The organism is Parasphingomonas zepuensis (assembly GCF_036663735.1).
Taxonomy (GTDB): Bacteria; Pseudomonadota; Alphaproteobacteria; order Sphingomonadales; family Sphingomonadaceae; genus Sphingomonas.
Window position 1 is genome coordinate 756121 of record NZ_JAXOJO010000003.1, and the last position, 20801, is coordinate 776921.

Here is a 20801-nt window from a genome sequence, read left to right on the forward strand (position 1 = left end):
GGATCAACGCCGCCCGCCACCCATCCGCATCTTCTGGCTCTTCCCGTAGCGCGTCTTGCGCGTGCCGGGCTTGCCTTCGTTCGCCCGCCCCATCACCGGCGCGCGCTGTTCTCCGGCGGGCAGGCCGAGCTCCTCCGCTTCCAGCGCGCGAATCTCGTCGCGCAGCCGCCCGGCCGTCTCGAACTCCAGGTCGGCGGCTGCCGCGCGCATCTGCTTTTCGAGATCCTCGATATAGGCGCGCAGATTGTGGCCGACCATGTGCGGCCGGTCCTCGTCGATCTCGATCGTGACCTGGTCGCGGCTCGCCACGTCCTTGATAATGTCGCCGATGTTGCGGCGGATCGTCGTCGGGGTGATGCCGTGTTCTTCATTATAGGCGAGCTGCTTCTCGCGGCGCCGGCCGGTCTCGTTCATCGCGCGCTCCATCGAGCCCGTGATGCGATCTGCATAGAGGATCACCCGCCCATCGACGTTGCGCGCGGCGCGGCCGATGGTCTGGATCAGCGAAGTCTCGGAGCGCAGAAAGCCTTCCTTGTCGGCATCGAGGATCGCGACCAGCCCGCATTCGGGGATGTCGAGCCCCTCGCGCAGCAGGTTGATGCCGACCAGCACGTCGTACACGCCGAGCCGCAGGTCGCGGATCAGTTCGATACGCTCGAGCGTCTCCACGTCCGAATGCATGTAGCGAACCTTGATGCCCGCCTCGTGCATGAACTCGGTCAGATCCTCGGCCATGCGCTTGGTCAGGGTCGTCACCAGCGTGCGGTATCCCGCCTCCGCCGTCTTCTTCGCCTCGACGATCAGGTCTTGCACCTGTTCCTCGACCGGCTTGATCTCGATCGGCGGATCGATCAGCCCGGTGGGGCGGATGACCTGCTCGGCGAAGACGCCGCCGGTCTGCTCCATCTCCCACCCGCCCGGCGTGGCCGAGACATAGGTAGTCTGGGGGCGCATCGCCTCCCATTCGTTGAAGCGCAGCGGCCGGTTGTCGATCGCCGACGGCAGGCGGAAACCATATTCGGCGAGCGTCAGTTTGCGGCGATGATCGCCGCGCGACATGCCGTTGATCTGGCCGATCGTGACATGGCTTTCGTCGACGAACAGCAGGGCATTGTCGGGCAGATATTCGAACAGGGTCGGCGGCGGCTCGCCCGGCATGCGCCCGGTGAGGAAGCGCGAATAATTCTCGATGCCGGCGCAGCTGCCGGTCGCCGCGATCATCTCCAGATCGAAATTGGTGCGCTGCTCGAGCCGCTGCGCTTCGAGCAATTTCCCTTCCGGCACCAGCTCCTTCAGCCGCTCGGCCAGCTCGTGCTTGATCGCCTCCATCGCCTGCTTCAGCGTCGGGCCGGGCGTGACATAATGGCTGTTGGCATAGACGCGGACATAATCGAGGCTCGCGACCTTCTTGCCGGTCAGCGGATCGAACTCGACGATCTCCTCGATATCGTCACCGAAGAAGGACACGCGCCAGGCAGTGTCCTCATAATGCGATGGGAAGATTTCGAGCGTGTCGCCCTTCACGCGGAAATTGCCACGCTGGAAGGCGGCATCGTTGCGCTTGTACTGCAGCGCGACGAGCTTGCGCACGATCTCGCGCTGATCGACCGTCTGGCCCTTTTTCAGATCGAAGATCATCGCCGAATAGGTTTCGACCGAGCCGATGCCGTAGAGGCACGAGACCGAGGCGACGATGATCACATCGTCGCGCTCGAGCAGGGCGCGCGTCGCCGAGTGCCGCATCCGGTCGATCGACTCATTCACCGAGCTTTCCTTCTCGATGTACGTGTCCGACCGGGCCACATAGGCCTCGGGCTGGTAATAATCATAATAGCTGACGAAATATTCGACGGCGTTCTCCGGGAAGAAGCTCTTGAACTCGCCGTACAGCTGCGCCGCGAGGATCTTGTTGGGCGCCAGCACCAGCGCCGGGCGCTGAACCGCCTCGATCACCTTGGCCATGGTGAAGGTCTTGCCGCTGCCGGTGACGCCGAGCAGCACCTGATCGCGCTCGCCGGCATTGGTCTGCTCGACCAGCTCGGCGATCGCCGTCGGCTGATCGCCCGAGGGGGTGTAATCGGAAACGAGCTTGAACGCCTTGCCGCCTTCCGCCTTGGGCGGCCGCTCGGGCCGATGGGGGACAAAGCTGACGCCGGTCTCTGGCTCGGCAAGGCTGGTGCGAATCTGGATTGCCATATTCTGGGAAATATGGGGTACGGCGCAGGCGTCCGCAACGGCGTGGAGACTATGGAGGGGTTATGCTGGCGACGCCGTTGTCGAAATGGGCCGTTTTGCTTTTCAGCCTCGCCGCCTGCGGAGCGTCGGCGGAAGATCTGCCCAGCCAGAAGCTCATTTCTGTCCAGAAAAGTGCGCTGGTCGAAAAGATGGGCCTCAGACTGGGCCAATGGCACACGACTCTGAAATACGAAGATGCGATCCCTTCAGCAGTCGACCCCGTAACCACCGTTCCAGAGGCGATGGCCAGCGAGCTGCGCGCAAAGATCGGAACGTCGTTCGAGACCGATGATTGCTTGGGCTATCTGCTTCCCGCCAATGGGGCGCTGATCCTGCCCGGAATCTCAATTGCCGACTGCGATTTTCCCGATATGGCAGCCGGGGGCGGAGCAATGCGCCTGTTCGCCAGCTGCGGTGCAGATGGCCGTGGCGTCCGGTCCACGATGGACATCAAGGCGAGCTACACTCCACTCACCATGAAGAGCAGCATCGCCATCGACAGCGTCTCAAACGGAGTCCGCCTAAGGATCAAGCTCACTTCGGTGAGCTCCTACTCAGGCGCATGCCGTCTGAAAGGCTGACGCTGGCGCCGTAGTGGCGAGGGGCATGCCGGCGCGATAATCACATTGCCTTCGCTCGCCAATCGAGGGCAATTGGCGGCCAACCCGCAACGAAGGCGGGAGCGGTCGCGCGCAATCCCTGATCCGGAGACATGGCGATGAACCGATTGATCGCAGCCACCCCCATCCTGCTCCTCCTGCCCGCGGCCGCCGACCTGCCGATCCAGCCGGGCAAATGGCAGAGCATCGTCACGATCGTCGATGTGCAGATGCCGAACGCGCCGCCGGGCATGGCCGATCGCATGCGCGCCAAGCCGCAGGTCTTCACCAATTGCGTCACCCCGGCCCAGGCCGCGAACGGCCCGCGCACCCTGATGCAGGCGACCAGCGGCAAATGCCGTTATTCCACGTCAACGCCGCCGGCGGGCGGATCAACGCCGTGATGTCCTGCGATTTCGGGCAGGGCGCGATGACCGCGCGATCGTCCGGCACCTATACCGCGACCACCCTCACCGTTACCGGCAGTTCAGCGACCACCGGCCGGATGCCGATGCGGATGACGACGCGCACTGCTGCCCGGCGGCTCGGCGCCTGCTGACCGACCGGCCGGACACCCGGCCATGACGAAGGAACGACAATGCGGATGCTCGTGATGCTGGCCGGCGCGGCGGTGTCGCTCGCCGGGTGCGGACCAGCCGCGCCGAACGGCACCGCCGCCGCAGCCCCGACGGCCGCCGGCCCGGCGCGCATTCCCGGCGAATGGGAATATGTGTCCCGGGTGGCGGTCCAGGACGTTCGGGGCGGCCCGCCCGGTCTGGCGGAGCAGATGCGCGCCGCGCCGCCGGCCGCCACCCGGCGCAGATGCATGAGCAAGGCGGAGGCCGGGGAGGATATCGGCACGGCCGTGCAGCGGAACCAGGGCGGCTGCCGCTTCGAACGACTCAGAAACAGCGAAGGCAGGATCGCCGGCACGGCGCGCTGCAACCGGCGCGGCATGGAAACCGTCGGCACGATGCGCGGCACTTTCACGCCGACCCGGATCGACATGATCGTCGATCTGGCGATGACCCTGCCCGCCCGCGGCAGCGACCCCGCGGCCGCGATCAAGCTGCGGATGACGATGGCGGGCAGGCGGATCGGCGCCTGCCCGGGTTAGCGCCGGTCCTCGGTGCCAACACGCCGATAGGCGACGCGCCACATCACCAGCCCGATCGCCGCGGCGACAGCGGCCAGGATGAGGCTGGTCGCCGCCGCGCTGATCCAGCGGAACAGCAGCGCGCGCGCATCGGTCGGCGGCATGGTGAACAGGCCGAAGCCATAGGTCTGCCCACCGAGGAACAGGGCGAAGCCGGCGATCGCGCCGATCAGGGCGGCGCTGCCCGGCCCGCGCCGGCCAAACGCGTGCGCGGCCAGCCATAGCGGCCCGGCGACCGCGATCACCGTCATCGCCGTGATTACCGCGCCGACGACGAAGCCGACCACGATGCCGAGCAGGGACGGCGGCCCGCCGAGCGCGACGAGCACGCTGGCGATCGTACCGCCCATGAGTCCACCCGCGCCGAGCGCAAGTCCGGCCCGATCAAGCGTCGTGTCGTATCCGCGCAGTGCGACCCGCTCGGTCAATGCCCCTACCCCCCGGTAGCGGCTCCATATCATCGGTCCGCGCCCGGCCCAAGCCCATCCGTTTCGCCAGCGCATCGGAATCGGCGGAGGACGGTCCCTGCGGCGTATCGAGGCAGCGCACCATCGCCGCGCTCGGTACGATCGTCCGTCGCCACGGGTTCAGTCACCCATCTGGTGATAGCAGTTGGTTGCCGGGCTCGGCCTGTTCACCTTGGTCGGCCTGACGCTGATGAGCCGCTGGAACATATGGACCCAGGCGATCGAGTTGGCGGCACTCGCCTTTTACCTGATGTCTCTATGGTCGACGGTCCCGACGCTTCATGCAAGTTGGGCGACCCGCCCGATCGAGGACGAGTAGCTGAATCAAGAGGCCTTCAACAGCACGCCACAACGGGTTAGAGTTCGGAGGACGGGAGGACAGATGGCCAATCTGGACGCAATCGCTGATGGCGTAGCACCGGGCAATCGGTGGAAGCCGTCCGCCTATATTGCGACTGCCATCGGCTCCGCCTTCGTCATAGCTGCGATTCTTCTTATGATATCCGGATACAGCGGGAACGACTTCGTCGTGCCGTTTGTGGCCTGGATCGGGTTGCTGGTTGCCGGCTCACGGGCGAACCTTCAGGGCTGGAGTCCGGGAATGGAGCGGGAACCATCGGCAGGGGTGCGACGGGCTGCCAAACTCGGTGGGCATGCAGCCTGGCTCTTCGGAGGCACAGCGTTCATCGTGCTGGCATGGCCTTTCGATGCCGACCAGCCGATCACGGTGATGCCGTACACGCTCCTAGGCGCGCTTGCGATCATCGCCGCGACGCGCGAGGCAGTCGCGAGCGTCTATCTGATCTGGTTCACCAACCCGCCGCCCCCACTGGACGATTTCTGGTGATCGGCGACACGCATTGTAGAGTTGGAGATTCCCATGTCCATGATTCAATGGCGCAGGACGAGGAGATGGTGAGCCGCTGGTCGGCTGCGGCTTATGTGACGACATCGCTTTGCCTGCTCGGCATCGTAGCCGGAATAGTGTTTCTGATATTGGGCGATAACAGGAACGCAACGCTCGCCGCAGTCGCAGCACTTCTGGGGCCGGTCCTCTCCGCCGGCACCGCAAATCGCAACGGCTGGTTGAGTGCTTCCGACAGCGACGGCTCATTGGGTAGCGCACGCGCCGGCATCCTTGGCGCCTGGGCAGGGCTGTTTTCCTGTACCTTTGCTATGTCATCAAGACATGGTCGCTCGATCATGACGCGCCCGTCATATGGCAACAGGATCAGCTGACCGCGGCGATATTCCTCGTCCTTGCGATCGCCGTGATCGTACCGCGCCTCTATCGCCTGCGTCACGGATCGCCGCAAGAACTGGACAACTAAACCCGCTCGCCCCGTACCATCAGCCACCCGCACAGCCCCGCGCCCACCGCCATCACCGCGGCCACGATCGCCGCGGCATGGAACGCCGCCAGCGATACCCCGCGCCCGTCCCCGGTAAGCACCAGCCCGACCAGCGCCACCGCGATCATCCCGCCGATCCGGGCGGTCGCATTGTTGACGCCGGAGGCAGCGCCCGTGTGGCGATGGTCGACCGCGGCCATCACCGTCGTGGTCAGCGGTGCAACCGCCATGGTCATGCCGATGCCGATCAGCAGCATGCTCGGCAACACGTGCCGTGCATAGCCGATGCCCTCTGCCGGCATCGTCGCGAACAGCGCGAAGCCGGCGCCCGTCACCATTGGCCCTATCGCCAGCAGCGGCCGGGCCCCGATCTTCGCCGCAAGCGCGCCGATGCTGCGCGAGCCGAGACCCATGATCAGCGGCAACGGCAGCACCGCCGTGCCGGCCGCCGCCGCGCTCCAGCCGCGCGCGATCAGCAGATAGGGCAGCAGCAGCAACGTCCCCGCCAGCGCCGCGTAGAGCAGGAAGGTCAGCAGCGTCAGGCCAGTGAAGGTCCGCGTCCCGAACAGCGCAAGCGGCACCATCGCCCGGTCGCCGAGCCGCGCCTCGAGCGACACGAACGCGACCATCGCGATCGTTCCGCCGCCGATCATCGCGGCGCCGGTGCCGCGGTCGCCGGCGGTCAGCAGCGTCAGGCCCCAGACCAGCAACCCAAGGCCGACGGTCGCCAGCGCTACGCCATACCAGTCCGGCGGTACGGCATCCTCGTCATGCCCGCCCGGCACATAGCGCCAGCCCATCGCGAACGCCGCCGCCGCGATGGGCAGGATCAGCGCGAAGATCGATCGCCAGCCGACATGATCGACCAGCCATCCACCCAGCACCGGCCCGATCGCGCCGCCGATCGCCCCGGCCGCCGCCCAGGTCCCGATCGCGCGGGCCCGCGCCGCGCCGGCGAAATCGGCGCCAAGGATGGCGAGGCTCGCCGGCACCAGCAGCGCGGCGCCAACGCCCTGACCGATACGCGCGGCGATCAGCCAGCCCAGCGTCGGTGCGGCCATGCAGCCGAGCGTGGTGATGCCAAATGCCGCCAGCCCCCAGAGGAAGGTCAGCTTGCGCCCGACCCGGTCGGCCAGCGCCCCGCCGATCAGCACCAGCGCCGACAGCGGCAGCATGAAGCCGTTGACGATCCATTGCACGCCGCTGCCGTCGGCGTTCAGGCCCCGCGCCATCGCCGGCAGCGCGACATTGACCACCGATCCGTCGATCATCGCGATGCTCGACCCGAGCACGGTGGCGATCAGCGCGCCGGTACTGCCTGTCGTCCCGCCAGCGCGTGCCATATGATCGTCCCTACAGCGCCCCGGCCAGCGCCAGGATCACGCCCGTCACTACCAGGATCAGGCCAAGCCCCTCGCTACGCATCATGCGCTCGCCGAGGTAAAAGCGCGAGAAGGCAAAGGTGAAGGCGACCTCCACTTGCCCGACGATCCGCACCAGCGCGACCGGCGCGGTGGCGAAACCGGTGAACCAGCAGGCCGATCCGAGCGAGGAGAGCAGCCCGACCTGACCGGCGGTGCGCCACTCGGCAAACACGGCGCGCACCTGATCGCGCTCGCGCAGCATCAGATATGTCCCCTGCATCAGCACCTGCAGGCTGACCGTCACCGCCAATACGATCAGTGCCGCCTGGATCGGATCGGGCGTCACCACCTCGCGCGTCGCGCGGCGGATGGCGATGGCGGTCAGCGCGAAGAAGAAGCCCGAGGCAATGCCGCAGAGCGCGGCCGGCTGGCCGAGCGCGCGCAGGAAATCCAATGGCCCCATCCGCTTGCCGCCAGTCGACAGCACCATCACGCCGATAACGCCGCAGCCGATGCCGAGCCAGCTGAGCGGACTCAGCCGCTCGCCGAGCAGCAGGAAGGACAGCACCGCGCCCTGCACTGCCTCGGTTTTCGAATAAGCCGTGCCCACGACGAAGTTGCGATGGGAAAAGGCCAGGAGCAGCAGGTTGGTGGCAATGATCTGCGCCAGCCCGCCGGCCGCGCAGAACAGCGCGAAAGGTCGTCCGAGCACAGGAAAACCGCCCGAGGCGAAGATCAGTTCATAGCCGGCAGCCAGCAGCAAAGCGAAGGGCAGGCCATAGAGATAGCGCACCAGCCCGGCGGCGTTCACCGACATGCTTTGGCTGACGCGCTTCTGCACCGCCGTGCGCCACGCCTGCAGCGCGCCGGCGACGATGGTGGCGGGCAGCCAGAGGGGGGAGGTGATCACTTCTATTCCTCCCCATGCGAAGCATGGGGAGGGAAATACGATCGTATCATTCGCCAACCGGCCGCGCCGAGACGGTCGTGGCCAGGAACGCCAGGATCGCCGCTTCGTCCTTCTTTCCTGTCCAGGTGCCGAGCCGCCAGAGCAAGGCGCCGAACGCCATCATCGCCAGGGGAATCCCCAGGAACGGCGCCGCATCTCCGAGCCGCGCGCCCGAGGCAATCATGCCGCCACCGGCTATCGCGAGGAAGATCGTCAGGAAACCGAACCAGCAGCCCATGAAGATGCGCGCGCTGGTCGGCGGACCGATCTTGCCCTCGATCCGTGTGCCGCCGCCGGCCGGCTCCATTGTCGCGTTCAGGCTGGTCTCGAAGCTGTTCTGGATATTGGGGCGGTAGACGAACAGCAGCATCGACTGCTCGGACCCGCGGCCGGTCACGCCCCTGACCGGAGTCGCTTTCCGGTCTCCCAGCACTTCCTGCAATTTCCGCGCGACCGCGTCCGGCGCGAGCGGAGACTGAAGGACGATGCGCCGGGCCATGGCTCACACCCCGGCCAGCAGCTTCTCCCGCGCGATCTTCTCTTTCCACACGAGCGGCGCGAGTTGGTGGACGTTCTGTCCTTCGCTATCCACCGCGACCGTCACCGGGAAATCGCTGACTTCGAATTCGTAGATCGCCTCCATGCCGAGATCGGCGAAGCCGACGACCTTCGAGCCCTTGATCGCCCGCGCGACGAGATAGGCGGCGCCGCCGACCGCCATCATATAGGCGCTCTTGTGGTCGCGGATCGCCTCGGTCGCGGCCGGGCCGCGCTCGGCCTTGCCGACCATCGCGAGCAGGCCCTGTTCGAGCATCATGCGGGTGAACTTGTCCATCCGCGTGGCGGTCGTCGGGCCGGCTGGGCCGACCACTTCCTCGCCGACCGGATCGACCGGGCCGACATAATAGATCACGCGGCCCGCAAACTCGACCGGGAGCGGCTCGCCCGCATCGAGCATGTCCTTGATCCGCTTGTGCGCGGCATCGCGCCCGGTGAGCATCTTGCCGTTGAGCAGCAACCGGTCGCCATGCTTCCAGCTCTGCACCACTTCCGGCGTTAGCGTATCGAGATCGACGCGGATCGCCGCCTGGTCGGGCTGCCAGTTCACATCGGGCCACTCATCGAGCTTCGGCGCTTCAAGATAGACCGGGCCGGAGCCGTCGAGCGTGAAATGGGCGTGGCGGGTGGCGGCGCAGTTGGGGATCATCGCGACCGGCTTGGACGCGGCATGAGTCGGCCAGTCGAAGATCTTCACGTCGAGGATCGTCGACAGCCCGCCCAGCCCCTGCGCGCCGATGCCGAGCGCGTTGACCGCGTCGAAGATCTGGATGCGCAGCGTCTCGATATCGTTGCGCGGCCCGCGCTGCTTGAGCTGAGCCATGTCGATCGATCCCATCAGGCTCTGCTTGGCGAGCAGCATCGCCTTTTCCGCGGTGCCGCCGATGCCGATGCCGAGCATGCCGGGCGGACACCAACCGGCGCCCATCTGCGGGATCATCTCGAGCACCCAGTCGAGGATCGAATCGCTCGGGTTCATCATCTTGAACTTCGATTTGTTCTCGGAGCCGCCGCCCTTGGCCGCAACGTCGATCGAGACGGTGTTGCCCGGGACCATCTCCACGTGCAGCACGCTCGGCGTATTGTCCTTCGTGTTGCGGCGGGTGAAAGCAGGATCCGCGAGGATCGAGGCGCGCAGCTTGTTCTCCGGATGGAGATAGGCGCGGCGCACGCCCTCATCGATCACTTCCTGCAACGACAGGGGCGATTCGAGCCGGCAGTCCTGGCCCCATTTCACGAACACCGTGACGATGCCGGTATCCTGGCAGATCGGGCGGTGGCCCTCGGCACACATCCGGCTGTTGGTCAGGATCTGCGCGATCGCGTCCTTCGCCGCCGGGCTCTGCTCGGCCTCATAGGCGACGCCGAGCGCGCGGATATAATCCATCGGGTGATAGTAGCTGATGAACTGCAGCGCGTCGGCGACGCTTTCGATCAGGTCGGCTTCGCGGATGATGGTGGTCATATCGGGTCCGTGCGGTTGAGTCGCGCGCAGCCTTATGCCCGCCGCCGCGCGCGGCCAAGGGGCCCCGGCCACTCAATCCCGGTCGGCCGGCGCCCCGAGCGGGAAATAATGCCGATAGGGCCGTGCCTCATCCAGCGTCCGGGCATAGGATGGCCGCGCCAGCAGCCGCGTCCGGTAGGCCCAGACATTGGCGAACCGCTCCGGGATCGCGTGAGTCCAGTCGGCATAGAGCAAGGCCGGCGCCGCCGCGCAGTCGGCCAGGCTGAACGCGCCGCCGGCGGCCCATTCGCGGCCCTCCATCCAGCCGTCGAGCCACGCATAGGCGGTGTCGAGCATCACCTTTGCCTCGGTGACCCCGTAGGGATCATGCGTGCCGTCCGGGCGGATGCAGTCGAACACCACGCGCGCCTGCGGGTTCATCACATAATTGTCGAAGAACCGGTCCATCGTCCGCACCTCGATCGCCGCATCGGGATCGTCGGGGATCAGCCTGACCGGGCCAGGATGATGGACGCCAAGATATTCGATGATCGCCGTGGATTCGGGCACGATCCGCGCGCCGTCCGTGAGGAGCGGAAAGCGCTTCATCGGCCACAGGGCGGCGAATTCGCTTGCCGCCGGCTCGCTGCCGTCGAGCATCACGAACTCGAACGGCGTCGCGTTCTCGTACAGCGCGACCAGTGCCTTGTGGCAATAGGACGACAGCGGGTGCGCGTAGAGCTTCAGCATCATGCCTCCTCCTGCTTCGTCAGGATGATGTGCGTGGCATTCTCGCCCAGCACCTGTTTGCCAACGGTATAGCCGAGCGCCGGCAGATCGAGCCCGGCGAACAGCGCCTCGCCCTTGCCCAGCACCACCGGCGAGATAGCGAGATGCGCTTCGTCGATCGCGCCAAGAGTGAGATATTCGCGGATCGTCGCGGTGCCGCCGCCGATGCGGATGTCGCGGTCGCCCGCCGCCTCGCGCGCCAGCCGCAGTGCCTCGCCGGCCCCGCTGGTGACGAAATGGAAGACGGTGCCGCCGTCCATCTCGAGCGGCGGGCGCGCATAATGCGTGAGGACGAACACCGGGCAACGATAAGGCGGCGTGTCGCCCCACCAGCCCCTCCAGCCGTCATCGGTCCAGTCGCCGCGGCTGTGCGCGAACATGTTGCGACCCAGGATCCAGGCGCCGAGACCCTCCATCGCCCGGGCTGCGAAACCCTCGTCCACGCCGGTCGAACCGCCTTCCTGACCGAACATGGTGCGGAAGGTCTTGGTCTGGAACGCCCATTGGTGGAGCTCTTCGCCCCGCACACCCAGCGGGTTTGCCAGGCTCTGGGCGGGGCCTGCCCCGAACCCGTCCACCGAGATCGAGAAGGCATTTACGCGAACTCGGGTCATCATCTCTCCCAACCGCTTGCGGATCAAAACCGGTTGCCTTCTAGCAAACCGCTCCTACATTGCAACCAGTGATGCCCATCCAGATCGATCAACCACGCTCGGGCTGCCCGATCAACCTCACGATCCAGGCGCTCGGCGATCGCTGGAGTCTGGTCGTCATCCGCGACATCATGTTCGGCAATCGCCGGCATTTCCGCGAGCTGTTCGGCGCATCGGAGGAGCGCATCGCCTCCAACATCCTGGCCGACCGGCTGAAGAAGCTGGTCGCGGCCGGATTCCTCGCCATCACCGACGATCCCAGCCACAAGCAGAAGCATATCTACAGCCTGACCGAGCCGGCGATCCAGCTGGTGCCGCTGATGGCGCAGCTCGGCGCCTGGGGCCGGCGACACCTACCCGTCACCCCCGATCTCGCGATCCGCGCGCAACTGCTCGAGGAAGGCGGTCCGGAGATGTGGGCGGATTTCATGGACGAACTGCGCACCGCCCATCTCGGCACGCCGCCAACGGGACGGCCGAGCGTGGGAGAGCGGCTGCAGGCGGCCTATGAGGCAATGAAGGGGGCGTAGAAGCCCACCCACATCCGTCCCCGGACGTGTTCCGGGATCCACCGCGCCGCAAACCAAGCGGCGGATGGCTGCGCGGAACGGTGGATGCCGGAACAAGTCCGGCATGACGGAGGGGGCGTCGGGTTGTTATCCGGCGCTGTTGCCGACAGGCGCGACTGGAGCTGGAGCAACCGGCGCCGCGGCGGGAGGCGGCGGCGGACCGTCCGGACCGTCCGGACCGTCCCGGGCCGGACCATCGGGATGATCACGCCCAGGCCCGTCCGGCCCGCCATGCCGCGGCCCATGGCCAGGACCGTGCCCCATCGGCCCAAGCGCCGTCACCTTGCCGTCAGCGCCGACAAGGAAAGTCGCGCGCAGCACGCCGTCCCGGTTCCAGCCCTGCACCGTCACCGGCGCCCCGGCCGACACCAGCCCGCTCGCCTGAGGCCCGCCTTCGACCAGCGTCCGTCCGCTGCCGTCCGCCAGCACGAAGCTGGATCCATAGGTCTCGGCCACCTTGCCGCGCACCGTCACCAGCCCCTCGCCCGACTTGAGCGAGGCAATCGTCACCGGCGTGAGCGGCGCCACCTCGATCGCTGGCCCGGCCATTCGCGCCGCAGTCGCGCCGACCGCCCCGCCCACGCCGAGCAGCGCCACGGCCGCCACTATGGCCCGCCCGGGCAATTTGCGGCCGCGCCGCGTTTCGATTTCGTCCGTCATCGGTTTCACTCCACAGGTTGTCGATGGAGCCGTGATAGCGATGGCGCCCGGCGCCTCGCTGAACCCGCTTGTTCAGTTTCGGTTTACGCGACAGGCGTAGCCGGGGCCGGGAAAGGAGCAGCTTTGCGCATCCTGCTGATCGAAGACGACACGGCACTGGCCGACGGCATCGCGCGGGCGCTGCGGGCGGAGCATTGCGCCGTCGATATCGCCACCAATGGCGAAGACGGCGCGCATCTCGGCGATACCGGGCAATATGACGCGGCGGTGCTCGATCTCGGCCTGCCGGTGAAGCCCGGGATCACGGTGCTGAAGGAATGGCGCGCCGCCGGGCGCTCGCTCCCGGTGCTGATCCTCACCGCGCGCGATGGCTGGTCGGACAAGGTCGAGGGGTTCCGCGCCGGCGCCGACGATTATCTGACCAAGCCGTTCCGCGTCGAGGAGCTCGTCATGCGCCTGCGCGCGCTCGTCCGCCGCGCCGCCGGCCATGCCGCCACGCGCATGACCTGCGGCCCGCTCGCTTATGATTCCCAGACCGGCCAGTTCGAACTCGACGGCCTGCCACTACGCCTCACCGCGCTCGAATGGCGCGTGCTCTCGGCACTGATGCTCCGCCGCGACGTGGTGATCGACCGCCTCGAGTTGATGGAGCGAGTCTATGAAGGCGATGCCGATCCCGATTCCAACTCGCTCGAAGTGATCGTCGGCCGCCTGCGCCGCAAGATCGGCCGCGACCTGATCGAGACGGTGCGCGGCCGCGGCTATCGCCTGACGGACCAGCCGGCATGAGGCTGGTGCCGCGCTCGCTCTATGGCCGCCTGCTGCTTGCCTCGGTCGTCGCGACGCTCGCCGCGCTGGCCTTTGCCGCGCTGGCGATCGGCGCAGTGCTCGAACGCTTCGTGATGCAGGGGCTCGATCAGCGGCTCGACGCGCAGCTCGCGGTACTGGCGGCGGCGGTCCGGCCCGACGGCAGCGTCGATCGCAACCGGATCGTCGTCCTGCCCGCCGCCGATCGCCACGACCGGAGCGGCGGGTGGTGGATCGAGCGGAACGGCGTCTTCGCGATCGGATCGCTACCCCAGCCCGCCATCGCCGCGCTGACCGATCCCGCCCGCCCCCCGCACGAACGCCCCCATCACTGGCGGGACGATCGCAACGACGCGCCGGGACCGGACCCGTTCGACGGCCGTATCGGCGGCCAGCCCTATCATGGCCGCCGGCTCGCGGTGCCGGTCGCGGCCGGCAGTGTGACGATCACCGCCGTCGCGCCGCGCGCCATCGTCCAGCGCCCGATCCGTGCCGCCATGACGCCATTGCTCGGCTCGCTCGCCCTGCTCGGCCTTGCGCTCGGTGCCGCGACCCTGGTGCAGCTGCGCATCGGCCTCCATCCGCTGCGCCGGCTGCGCACCGCGATCGGCGCCGTTCGCGCCGGCACGGCGGAACAGGTGCCGGACGACCAGCCGAGCGAACTTCAGCCGCTCGCCCGCGAGCTCAACGCGCTGCTCGCTGACAATGCCGCCGCGCTCGCCAATGCGCGCGGCCATGTCGCCAACCTCGCGCACGGCCTGAAGACGCCGCTAGCCACGCTGGCGCTCGGCCTGCGCGATCCGGCGCGCGACCCCGACGGGGCGCTCGGCCGCGAAGTCGAGCGGATCGACCAGGCGATCCGCCATCATCTCGGGCGCGCGCGGGCGGGCACGCCCGGCGGCGGCGCGCGGCGGCTCACCGCGCTGGCCCCGGCTCTCGACGGGCTGGTCGATGCGCTGGGCCGGATCCATGCCGATCGCGGCATCGCGGTCGAACGGTCGATCGCGCCGGACCTGGCGCTGGCGGTCGACCGGCAGGATCTCGACGAGCTGCTCGGCAATTTGCTCGACAATGCGTGGCGCTGGGCCCGGCACCGCATCACGATCGAGGCGCGCGCCGATGCCCCGGGCCGCGCGCGGATCACGATCGCCGATGACGGCCCTGGCATCCCCGCCGCGGCGCGCGCCGATGCGCTGCTGCCGGGGCGGCGGCTCGACGAGCGCGGCGACGGCCATGGCTTCGGCCTGGCGATCGTCCGCGAACTGGCCGAGCTCTATGGCGGCGCGCTCGCGCTTGATTCGAGCCCGCTTGGGGGGCTCGCGGCGATCGTGAAGCTGCCAACCGCCGGATCGCCCGCCGCTGCCCGATCCTGACAAAAATTTCACAGGTTCCGCGTTCGTTCTCTTGCATTCCCCGCACGCGGCGGAAGTCCACGCGTCGCTGCATTGCACCCGTTTGGCGATGCCATGAACCGACTCAAAATAGCGACGAACCGAGTCTCGTAATTGTCATTTACCGTCTTGCGGTCCCGGTCGAATGGGCACAATCTGTAGCGGTTGAGTTCGGGGGCGAACCCAAGAACTGGTAGAACAACCACCGCGACCCCATATTGCGGAACCTACTAACCTCGCGCCGCAAGGCTCGGGCAGGGTACAATTTGTTCTCCGCGGGCGCCCTCGAAATGATATCATGGGGGTTCGCCCCCGATTCGAACGGACCGGGAACGCCGCAGGCGGCATGGTCGAGTATGTTTGATGGACAGCAGGGGCACAGACCGATGGATTTCAGAGACACCCAGGAGGCAAGCGTAACCATGGCCACCGATACGATCGAAGCCGCCAGCGCTGCGCCCGTCGATACCTCGAGCACGCATGGCGGCGCGGCGCGCAAGCTGGCCGAACGCGGCGATTCGAAGGAAGTGAAGCAGCAGCTCTATCCGGTCGAGGTCGATCATTCGCGCGACGCGCTGCTCACCGATTTCGGCAAGGACACGCTGACCGACCGCTATCTCCTGCCCGGCGAGAAGTATCAGGATCTGTTCGTCCGCGTCGCCTCGGCCTATGCCGACGATGCCGCGCATGCGCAGCGCCTCTACGACTATATCTCGCGCCTGTGGTTCATGCCCGCCACGCCCGTTCTGTCGAACGGCGGCACCGGGCGGGGCCTGCCCATCTCCTGCTTCCTCAACTCGGTGCCGGACAGCCTGAACGGCATCGTCGACACCTGGAACGAGAATGTCTGGCTCGCCTCGCGCGGCGGCGGCATCGGCACCTATTGGGGCAATGTGCGCGGCATCGGCGAGCCGGTCGGCCTCAACGGCAAGACCAGCGGCATCATCCCGTTCGTGCGCGTGATGGATTCGCTCACCCTCGCGATCAGCCAGGGTTCGCTACGCCGCGGCTCGGCCGCCTGCTATCTCGACATCTCGCATCCCGAGATCGAGGAATTCCTCGAGATCCGCAAACCCTCGGGCGATTTCAACCGCAAGGCGCTGAACCTGCACCACGGCGTGCTGATCCCCGATGCCTTCATGGAAGCCGTGCGCGAGGGCGCCGAATGGGCGCTGACCAGCCCCAAGGACGGCAGCGAGCGCGGCCGGGTCGATGCCCGCGCGCTGTTCCAGAAGCTGGTCGAGACCCGCCTCGCCACGGGCGAGCCCTACATCATCTTCTCCGATCACGTGAACAAGGCGATGCCCAAGCATCACCGCGATCTCGGCCTCAAGGTCTCGACCTCGAACCTGTGCAGCGAGATCACGCTGCCGACCGGCAAGGATCATCTCGGCAATGATCGCACCGCGGTCTGCTGCCTGTCCTCGCTCAACTTCGAGACCTGGGATCAGTGGAAGGACGAGAAGGGCTTCATCGAGGATGTGATGCGCTTCCTCGACAATGTCCTGCAGGATTTCATCGACCGCGCCGAGCCGGGCATGGAGCATGCCGCTTACTCGGCGATGCGCGAGCGCTCGGTCGGCCTCGGCGTGATGGGCTATCACAGCTTCCTCCAGGCCCGCGGCCTCGCCTTCGAAGGCGCCATGGCCAAGAGCTGGAACCTGAAGATGTTCAAGCACATCAAGGCCCAGGTCGACGAAGCCTCGATGCAGCTCGCGATCGAGCGCGGCCCCTGCCCCGACGCCGCCGACATGGGCGTGATGGAGCGGTTCAGCTGCAAGATGGCGATCGCGCCGACCGCGTCGATCAGCATCATCTGCGGCGGCACCAGCGCCTGCATCGAGCCGATCCCGGCGAACGTCTATACCCACAAGACGCTCAGCGGCTCCTGGTCGATCAAGAACCCCTATCTCGAAAAGCTGCTCAACGAGAAGTCGAAGAACTCCGATGCGGTGTGGAACTCGATCCTCGAGCAGGGCGGCAGCGTGCAGCATCTCGATTTCCTCACCCAGGAGGAGAAGGACTGCTTCAAGACCAGCTTCGAGATCGACCAGCGCTGGCTGATCGAGCTTGCCGCGGATCGCACGCCCTATATCGACCAGTCGGCCTCGCTGAACCTGTTCATCCCGGCCGATGTCGAGAAATGGGACCTGCTGATGCTCCACTTCCGCGCCTGGGAGCTCGGCATCAAGTCGCTCTACTATCTCCGCTCGAAGAGCATCCAGCGCGCCGGTTTCGCCGGCGGGGTGGAAGCCGATAACACGATCGACCTGCGCGAAATCCAGGTCGAATCGAAGGATTATGACGAGTGTCTGGCCTGTCAGTGAGGTGGTTCGTCTAGATCGCCCTCACCCTCCCATCGCTTACGCGATGCTCCTTTCCCGCTGGGAGAGGTGTGCGGAGCGTGCTGCTCAAATCCCTCTCCCAGCGGGAGAGGGAGGGAGCCGCGAAGCGGCGGAAGGGTGAGGGCGATGCGCAATTACCGAAACCTCCCCTCCGGCAGCGTCGATCGCGCCAGGGATCTACGCCAGAACGCCACGGATGCCGAAAAGCGTCTGCGGCGCGCGCTACGCGAGGCGTTCCCGACGGCGAAGTTTCGTCATCAGGTCCCGTTCGGCCCGTATTTCGCTGATTTCCTGAGCTTCAGCCTGAAGCTGATCGTCGAAGTCGATGGCGGCCAGCACAGCGAAGCCGCGACCTATGACGCCGCCCGTACGCGTTTCCTGGAGGGCGAGGGCTACACGGTCCTGCGCTTCTGGAACAATGATGTGCTGGGAAATACTAACGGAGTGATAGCGGCGGTCACTAATTTCCTCTCCCAGCGGGAGAGGGAAGGAGCCGCGAAGCGGCGGAAGGGTGAGGGTGACGAAGCGCCACACCTCACCAACTCACCCTCACCCTCCCATGCTCCGCATGGGCCCCTCCCTCTCCCGCTGGGAGAGGGAAAGATAGCGGGAGAGGGAAAGTGACCTCAGGCTTCTTCCTCGAACGTCACGGCGACGTCGGCGTTGGCGCTGAGCCGTACCTTGTCGCCCTCGACATCGGCGACCAGGCCGAGCGAGATATAGTGATGATGCCCTTCATGGCTTCCCTCGCCGCTGTCGGCCTTGGTCAGCTTGATGCGCTGGCCATCGACATGGTCGACCGTGCCGACATGGACGCCGTCGGCGCCGATGACTTCCATATGTTCCTTGATTGCGCTCGCATCAGCCATGTGCAGTCCTCCTTCGTTACGGGTGCGATCCCCAAACGCACCCAAAGCGGATTCGATGCAAGGGGGGATAATTCCGCATGGTCGTGACGATCGCCTGCTTCCTGATCCTGTCCGGCGCGTTGATGCTGATCGGCGGTCGCGCGGCAAAGCAGGATCCGTTCGGCCAGAGCGTCGCGCCCGGACGGTCGAGGAACGTCGGGCTGCTGCTGGTCGTCACCGGACTCGGCCTGTTCGCTTACGCCCTTTATCGCAGGACAATCGCATGACCGCGCGCCTCCGCCTCCTCGCCGCCGTCACTCTGGCCGCGACGCTCGCCGCCTGCGCGCAGCAGGTCGGCTCGGCGGTGCAGCCGGCCGCCCCCGGCTTCCTGCTCGGCCTGTGGCATGGCTTCATCTTCCCGGTCGCCTGGTTCCTCTCGCTCTTCATGTCCGACGTCGCGATCTATGCGGTGCCGAACAATGGCGGCTGGTATGATTTCGGCTATTTCCTCGGCATCGTGTTCTTCGGCGTCGGCTCGCAGCGCGGCACGCGCACCGTCTATGTACGGACGCGCCGCGGATGAATCGCGCCCCGTTCATCATGGCCGCGGTGGCCGCGACGGCCGGTATTGCCGGGCTGGTCGTGGTTACGCGGCCAGTGCGCAGCGAGGCGGGCCGCTATCGCCGCCGCATCGCCGGCACCATGCTGATCGCGCTGGCGGTGATCCTGGGCGGCTTCGCCAATGCGCTGGCGTCCTGGGGAGGCGCGTCATGATGTCAGACGGCTGGTACGCCCTGCAAGCCACCGGCACCGCGATCCTTGGCGCCGCGATGCTGGTCCGGCCCGGCTTCTGGGTCGCCGCCGTGAGCAAGAGGCTTGATCGCCGCCTCGCCGGTCGCCTTGGCCGCGGCAGCAAGGCGCATCTCGAGGAATTGCACGCTCTGCAAACCTATAATCTCAATTTCCGAACGGGCTTTGTCCGGGTTGCAGGCGCACTGCTTGTCCTGGTTTCCATCGCCATGTTCGCCCTCATATTCTTCTAATTCCGACTGAAAGGCGTACCCATGTCCCTCACCGAAGCCCGCAAGCAGTACAAACCATTCGAATACCCGTGGGCGTTCGATTTCTGGAAGCGCCAGCAGCAGATCCACTGGATGCCGGAGGAAGTGCCGCTCGGCGAGGATTGCCGTGACTGGGCGCAGAAGCTGAGCGATCACGAGCGCAACCTGCTCACCCAGATCTTCCGCTTCTTCACCCAGGCGGATGTCGAAGTGCAGGATTGCTATCACGAAAAATATGGCCGCATCTTCAAGCCGACCGAGATCAAGATGATGCTCGCTGCCTTCTCCAACATGGAGACGGTGCACATCGCGGCGTACAGCCACCTGCTCGACACGATCGGCATGCCCGAGAGCGAATATGGCGCCTTCCTCGAATATAGCGAGATGAAGGACAAGCATGATTACCTGCAGACCTTCGGCGTCGACAATGACGAGGATATCGCCAAGACGCTGGCGATGTTCGGCGGCTTCACCGAGGGGCTTCAGCTCTTCGCCAGCTTCGCCATGCTGATGAACTTCCCGCGCTTCAACAAGATGAAGGGCATGGGCCAGATCGTCACCTGGTCGATCCGCGACGAGAGCCTGCACTGCGAAGGCATCATCAAGCTGTTCCACGCCTTCTGCGCGGAGCGCAACTGCCTGACCAAGTCGGTCAAGGCCGATATCCGCGACATGTGCCATCACACCGTCGGGCTGGAGGACAATTTCATCGATCTCGCGTTCGAGATGGGCCCGGTCAACGGCATGACGGCCGACGAGATCAAGCGCTATATCCGCTACATCGCCGACTGGCGGCTGGGCCAGCTCGGCCTGAAGCCGATGTTCCTGATCAAGGAACACCCCCTGCCCTGGCTCGCCCCGCTGCTCAATGGCGTGGAGCATGCCAACTTCTTCGAACAGCGCGCTACGGAATATTCGAAGGCCGCGACGCGCGGGAACTGGAACGAAGTGTGGGACGGCTTCGACAAGCGCCAGAAGGCCAAGGCCGGAACGGCGGCGAACGAGGATGCCGGAGACGGCACCGGCGGCGGGGACATGTTCTCGCGGGCTGGCGTGGCGGCGGAGTAAGTCATCAAAATCATTTGTGGCTTCTTTGGGTTGGGATATTTCGATGAGTGAGAACTATCCGTCGATCGACTCAACGAAGCTACCATTCGCGACATATGATAGCGTTGTATATTTGGGTGGCGCTGCGTCGCGCGGGGCCGAGGAACAGCTTTCAGGTCCACGACACGGCCAGCGAGAGTTGGTCTCGCGCCCGGCTCGATGAGGATATCCAAGGTGTTTATGAGGCCGATGAGCCGCACATGTTCGAATTCGGGCGATTCTTCCTGCTCGTCGAGTGGCGGGACCGCCCGCGTAATTTCGTCAATGAGTTCATCATCCGCCTGGATCCCCTGATGACCGGCGTGTCGACGATGATCATGGGCTGGTGGCGACGTTGAGTGAGATACGGAGCCTGATCCAGTCCGGGATAGATTGGCGATATTTGGAAAGACTGCCCGTAGTTGGATAACGGCAAAGGGATGCGCGGCGCGCGCCGCGCATCCCTCC

The 20801-nt window shown here is 66.1% G+C and carries 26 protein-coding genes and 1 pseudogene; 17 read left to right on the plus strand and 10 right to left on the minus strand.

The features are described 5' to 3' along the window. Positions 1–3 precede the first annotated feature (3 nt). A complete protein-coding gene (uvrB, locus tag U1769_RS14850; RefSeq protein WP_332717427.1) occupies positions 4–2196 on the minus strand; it encodes an excinuclease ABC subunit UvrB in 2193 nt (730 codons plus the stop codon). A 62-nt stretch (positions 2197–2258) separates the two neighbouring features. On the opposite strand from uvrB, the gene U1769_RS14855 reads away from it, so the two are divergent. The 3 genes and pseudogenes from U1769_RS14855 to U1769_RS14865 all read left to right on the plus strand — a co-directional run bounded on the left by U1769_RS14855 (position 2259) and on the right by U1769_RS14865 (position 3951). After that, complete coding sequence (locus U1769_RS14855; protein WP_332717430.1) at positions 2259–2816, plus strand: hypothetical protein; 558 nt, start codon at positions 2259–2261, stop codon at positions 2814–2816. 248 nt (positions 2817–3064) lie between these two features. After that, a pseudogene (locus U1769_RS14860) lies at positions 3065–3393 on the plus strand (DUF3617 domain-containing protein). Positions 3394–3432: 39 nt separating this feature from the next. Continuing rightward, positions 3433–3951 carry a DUF3617 domain-containing protein gene (locus U1769_RS14865; RefSeq protein WP_332717433.1) on the plus strand — a complete coding sequence of 173 codons (519 nt, stop codon included), beginning with the start codon at positions 3433–3435 and terminating at the stop codon, positions 3949–3951. Here the strand turns inward: U1769_RS14865 and U1769_RS14870 are convergent. Continuing rightward, positions 3948–4418, minus strand: a complete 471-nt coding sequence (locus U1769_RS14870; RefSeq protein ID WP_332717436.1) for a hypothetical protein — start codon at positions 4416–4418, stop codon at positions 3948–3950. The two genes, U1769_RS14865 and U1769_RS14870, sit on opposite strands and share 4 nt — an antisense overlap. A gap of 184 nt (positions 4419–4602) precedes the next feature. Between U1769_RS14870 and U1769_RS14875 the strand changes: the two genes are divergently transcribed. The 3 genes from U1769_RS14875 to U1769_RS14885 all read left to right on the plus strand — a co-directional run bounded on the left by U1769_RS14875 (position 4603) and on the right by U1769_RS14885 (position 5696). After that, entirely contained in the window at positions 4603–4776 is a 174-nt protein-coding gene (locus U1769_RS14875; protein ID WP_332717438.1) for a hypothetical protein, read from the plus strand. A 63-nt stretch (positions 4777–4839) separates the two neighbouring features. Continuing rightward, entirely contained in the window at positions 4840–5304 is a 465-nt protein-coding gene (locus U1769_RS14880) for a hypothetical protein (RefSeq protein WP_332717440.1), read from the plus strand. 47 nt (positions 5305–5351) lie between these two features. Beyond that, complete coding sequence (locus U1769_RS14885; protein WP_332717442.1) at positions 5352–5696, plus strand: hypothetical protein; 345 nt, start codon at positions 5352–5354, stop codon at positions 5694–5696. Between the two features lie 88 nt (positions 5697–5784). Here U1769_RS14885 and U1769_RS14890 read toward each other — a convergent pair whose 3' ends face one another. From U1769_RS14890 to U1769_RS14915, 6 genes are all read right to left on the minus strand, one after another. Further along, on the minus strand, positions 5785–7152 hold the full coding sequence (locus U1769_RS14890; protein ID WP_332717444.1) for an MFS transporter: 1368 nt from the start codon (positions 7150–7152) through the stop codon (positions 5785–5787). A 10-nt stretch (positions 7153–7162) separates the two neighbouring features. Further along, positions 7163–8083 (minus strand): DMT family transporter, encoded by a 921-nt coding sequence (locus tag U1769_RS14895; protein ID WP_332717446.1) that lies wholly within the window; start codon positions 8081–8083, stop codon positions 7163–7165. A 46-nt stretch (positions 8084–8129) separates the two neighbouring features. After that, the gene (locus U1769_RS14900; RefSeq protein WP_332717448.1) at positions 8130–8621 is read right to left on the minus strand and encodes a hypothetical protein; all 492 of its coding nucleotides are present in this window, start codon (positions 8619–8621) and stop codon (positions 8130–8132) included. Between the two features lie 3 nt (positions 8622–8624). Further along, positions 8625–10145, minus strand: a complete 1521-nt coding sequence (locus U1769_RS14905; protein WP_332717450.1) for a fumarate hydratase — start codon at positions 10143–10145, stop codon at positions 8625–8627. A 72-nt stretch (positions 10146–10217) separates the two neighbouring features. Then, positions 10218–10877, minus strand: coding sequence for a glutathione S-transferase family protein (locus U1769_RS14910; protein WP_332717452.1), 660 nt, complete (start codon positions 10875–10877; stop codon positions 10218–10220). Further along, on the minus strand, positions 10874–11527 hold the full coding sequence (locus U1769_RS14915; protein ID WP_332717454.1) for a dihydrofolate reductase family protein: 654 nt from the start codon (positions 11525–11527) through the stop codon (positions 10874–10876). The genes U1769_RS14910 and U1769_RS14915 overlap by 4 nt, the downstream gene beginning before the upstream one ends. Positions 11528–11598: 71 nt before the next feature. Between U1769_RS14915 and U1769_RS14920 the strand changes: the two genes are divergently transcribed. After that, positions 11599–12096, plus strand: coding sequence for a winged helix-turn-helix transcriptional regulator (locus tag U1769_RS14920; RefSeq protein WP_332717618.1), 498 nt, complete (start codon positions 11599–11601; stop codon positions 12094–12096). Positions 12097–12222: 126 nt separating this feature from the next. Here the strand turns inward: U1769_RS14920 and U1769_RS14925 are convergent, their stop codons facing one another. Then, entirely contained in the window at positions 12223–12795 is a 573-nt protein-coding gene (locus U1769_RS14925; RefSeq protein WP_332717456.1) for a hypothetical protein, read from the minus strand. A gap of 123 nt (positions 12796–12918) precedes the next feature. On the opposite strand from U1769_RS14925, the gene U1769_RS14930 reads away from it, so the two are divergent. The 4 genes from U1769_RS14930 to U1769_RS14945 all read left to right on the plus strand — a co-directional run bounded on the left by U1769_RS14930 (position 12919) and on the right by U1769_RS14945 (position 17962). Then, positions 12919–13584 (plus strand): response regulator, encoded by a 666-nt coding sequence (locus U1769_RS14930; RefSeq protein ID WP_332717458.1) that lies wholly within the window; start codon positions 12919–12921, stop codon positions 13582–13584. Then, entirely contained in the window at positions 13581–14975 is a 1395-nt protein-coding gene (locus U1769_RS14935) for an ATP-binding protein (RefSeq protein WP_332717460.1), read from the plus strand. Before U1769_RS14930 ends, U1769_RS14935 begins: the two co-directional genes overlap by 4 nt. Positions 14976–15379: 404 nt before the next feature. Next, on the plus strand, positions 15380–17320 hold the full coding sequence (locus U1769_RS14940; protein ID WP_332717462.1) for a ribonucleoside-diphosphate reductase subunit alpha: 1941 nt from the start codon (positions 15380–15382) through the stop codon (positions 17318–17320). A gap of 144 nt (positions 17321–17464) precedes the next feature. Beyond that, positions 17465–17962 carry an endonuclease domain-containing protein gene (locus tag U1769_RS14945; RefSeq protein WP_332717465.1) on the plus strand — a complete coding sequence of 166 codons (498 nt, stop codon included), beginning with the start codon at positions 17465–17467 and terminating at the stop codon, positions 17960–17962. A gap of 2 nt (positions 17963–17964) precedes the next feature. On the opposite strand, the gene U1769_RS14950 is transcribed toward U1769_RS14945, so the two are convergent. Next, entirely contained in the window at positions 17965–18207 is a 243-nt protein-coding gene (locus U1769_RS14950; protein WP_332717467.1) for a DUF2171 domain-containing protein, read from the minus strand. Positions 18208–18284: 77 nt separating this feature from the next. Between U1769_RS14950 and U1769_RS14955 the strand changes: the two genes are divergently transcribed. The 6 genes from U1769_RS14955 to U1769_RS14980 all read left to right on the plus strand — a co-directional run bounded on the left by U1769_RS14955 (position 18285) and on the right by U1769_RS14980 (position 20692). Continuing rightward, positions 18285–18473 carry a hypothetical protein gene (locus U1769_RS14955; protein WP_332717469.1) on the plus strand — a complete coding sequence of 63 codons (189 nt, stop codon included), beginning with the start codon at positions 18285–18287 and terminating at the stop codon, positions 18471–18473. Further along, the gene (locus U1769_RS14960) at positions 18470–18769 is read left to right on the plus strand and encodes a hypothetical protein (protein WP_332717471.1); all 300 of its coding nucleotides are present in this window, start codon (positions 18470–18472) and stop codon (positions 18767–18769) included. Before U1769_RS14955 ends, U1769_RS14960 begins: the two co-directional genes overlap by 4 nt. After that, positions 18766–18960 carry a hypothetical protein gene (locus U1769_RS14965; protein WP_332717473.1) on the plus strand — a complete coding sequence of 65 codons (195 nt, stop codon included), beginning with the start codon at positions 18766–18768 and terminating at the stop codon, positions 18958–18960. The genes U1769_RS14960 and U1769_RS14965 overlap by 4 nt, the downstream gene beginning before the upstream one ends. Then, positions 18957–19229 carry a hypothetical protein gene (locus tag U1769_RS14970; protein ID WP_332717475.1) on the plus strand — a complete coding sequence of 91 codons (273 nt, stop codon included), beginning with the start codon at positions 18957–18959 and terminating at the stop codon, positions 19227–19229. The genes U1769_RS14965 and U1769_RS14970 overlap by 4 nt, the downstream gene beginning before the upstream one ends. Before the next feature lie 21 nt (positions 19230–19250). Next, entirely contained in the window at positions 19251–20315 is a 1065-nt protein-coding gene (locus U1769_RS14975; RefSeq protein WP_332717477.1) for a ribonucleotide-diphosphate reductase subunit beta, read from the plus strand. Between the two features lie 95 nt (positions 20316–20410). Next, positions 20411–20692, plus strand: coding sequence for a hypothetical protein (locus U1769_RS14980; RefSeq protein WP_332717479.1), 282 nt, complete (start codon positions 20411–20413; stop codon positions 20690–20692). Positions 20693–20801 lie beyond the last annotated feature (109 nt).